This is a genomic window from Paraprevotella xylaniphila YIT 11841 (assembly GCF_000205165.1).
Taxonomy (GTDB): domain Bacteria; phylum Bacteroidota; class Bacteroidia; order Bacteroidales; family Bacteroidaceae; genus Paraprevotella; species Paraprevotella xylaniphila.
Window position 1 is genome coordinate 1 of sequence record NZ_GL883850.1, and the last position, 2,701, is coordinate 2,701.

The following is a 2,701-nucleotide window of genomic DNA, read 5'->3' on the forward strand; positions in this document are numbered from 1 at the left end:
GCGAGGGCATACAGCTCGCCAACGCCAAGATTGACGAAATACGAAACGGCTTCTCCGAATGGCTCGAAGAGCAGTCGCCGCAGTTCAAGGAGCGGCTTGTGACGATGTACAACCGCAAGTTCAACTGTTTCGTGCGCCCGAAGTATGACGGCTCGCACCAGACTTTTCCCGACCTCAACCTGAAAGGGCTGGCAAGCCGGGGTATCAAGAGCGTCTATCCCTCGCAGATGGATTGCGTCTGGATGCTGAAACAGAACGGCGGCGGAATTTGCGACCACGAGGTGGGAACCGGTAAAACGCTGATAATGTGTATCGCCGCACATGAGATGAAGCGTCTGAACTTGGCACACAAACCGATGATTATCGGGCTGAAAGCCAATGTCGCGGAGATTGCAGCCACCTATCAGGCGGCATATCCCAACGCGCGTATTCTGTACGCTTCGGAGAAGGACTTTTCGACCGCCAACCGTGTGCGCTTCTTCAATAATATAAAGAACAACGACTACGATTGCGTCATCATGTCGCACGACCAGTTCGGCAAGATACCGCAGTCGCCGGAGTTGCAGCAGCGCATCCTGCAAGCGGAGCTTGACACGGTGGAAGAAAACCTCGAAGTGCTGCGCCAACAGGGAAAGAACGTGTCGCGGGCGATGCTGAAAGGTCTGGAGAAGCGCAAGCACAACCTTGAAGCGAAGCTGGAGAAGGTGGAACACGCCATAAAGTCACGCACGGACGACGTGGTGGATTTCAAGCAGATGGGCATCGACCACATCTTCATAGATGAGAGCCACCAGTTCAAAAATCTGACGTTCAACACACGCCACGACCGTGTGGCAGGGCTGGGAAACAGCGAGGGAAGCCAGAAGGCACTGAACATGCTCTTTGCCATACGCACCATACAGGAGCGCACGGGCAGGGACTTGGGAGCGACTTTCCTTTCGGGTACTACCATCAGCAACTCGCTGACGGAGTTGTACCTGCTGTTCAAGTATTTGCGCCCGAAGGAGCTGGAACGGCAGGACATTCGATGTTTCGATGCGTGGGCGGCGATATTCGCCAAGAAGACGACGGATTTTGAGTTCAACGTGACGAACAACGTGGTGCAGAAGGAGCGTTTCCGATACTTCATCAAAGTGCCGGAGCTTGCCGCCTTCTATAATGAGATTACGGACTACCGAACGGCGGAGGATGTGGGCGTTGACCGCCCCGCCAAGAACGAGATACTGTACCACATACCGCCCACGCCGGAGCAGGAGGACTTCATTCAGAAGCTGATGCAGTTCGCCAAGACGGGCGATGCCACCCTGTTGGGCAGGCTGCCGCTTTCGGAAACGGAAGAAAAGGCGAAGATGCTTATCGCCACGGACTATGCCCGGAAAATGGCACTCGACATGCGCATGATAGACCCGAATTATGAAGACCATCCCGACAACAAGGCGAGCCACTGTGCCAAGATGATCGCGGAATATTACCAAAAATACGACGCGCAGAAGGGAACGCAGTTCGTTTTCTCGGACTTGGGGACATATCAGCCGGGCGATGGGTGGAACGTCTATTCGGAAATCAAGCGCAAGCTGACGGAGGACTACGGCATACCGCCAAGCGAGGTGCGCTTCATTCAGGAGTGCAAGACCGACAAGGCGCGGAAGGCGGTGATAGACGCCATGAATGCCGGAACGGTGCGTGTGCTGTTCGGCTCCACCTCCATGCTCGGAACGGGTGTGAATGCGCAGAAAAGGTGTGTGGCAATCCATCATTTGGACACGCCGTGGCGACCGTCCGACCTGCAACAGCGTGACGGACGCGGAGTTAGAGCCGGGAATGAGATTGCCAAGCATTTCGCCGGGAACAACGTAGACGTGATTATCTACGCGGTAGAGAAGTCGCTGGACAGCTACAAATTTAACCTCCTGCATTGCAAGCAGACTTTCATCTCGCAGCTCAAAAGCGGTGCTATGGGTGCGCGTACCATTGACGAGGGGGCGATGGACGAGAAATCGGGCATGAATTTCTCAGAATACATGGCGTTGCTCTCCGGAAACACCGACCTTTTGGACAAGGCGAAACTTGAAAAGCGCATCGCCTCGCTCGAAGGGGAACGCAAGTCATTCAACAAGGGGAAGCGCGATTCGGAGTTCAAGCTGGAGTCGAAGACCGGCGAGCTGCGTAACAACACGGCTTTCATAGATGCCATGACGGAGGACTGGAACCGCTTCCTTTCGGTGGTGCAGACCGACAAGGAGGGCAACCGCCTTAATATGATAAAGGTGGACGGTGTGGATTCCGCCGATGAGAAGGTCATCGGAAAGCGTTTGCAGGAGATAGCGAAAAACGCCACTACGGGCGGGCTTTACACACAGGTCGGAGAACTTTACGGTTTTCCGATAAAGGTGGTGAGCGAAAGGATACTCAAAGAGGGATTGGAGTTCACCGACAACCGTTTCGTGGTTGAGGGGAATTACAAGTACACCTACAACAACGGGCATTTGGCGATGGCTGATTCGATGGCTGCCGCCCGCAACTTCTTGAATGCGATTGAGAGAATACCCTCCATCATCGACCAGTATAAGGCGAAGAATGAGGTCTTGGAGAGGGAGATACCGCAGTTGCAGGAGATAGCGGGGAAGGTGTGGAAGAAGGATGATGAACTGAAACAGTTGAAGTCTGAACTTGCCGCACTTGACCGAAAAATACAGCTGGA

General features: G+C 54.3%; 1 protein-coding gene. It reads left to right on the forward strand.

The features are described from left to right. Positions 1 to 2,701 (forward strand): helicase-like domain-containing protein (locus HMPREF9442_RS07990; RefSeq protein WP_008627257.1); only part of this gene is annotated, 2,701 nt, incomplete at both ends.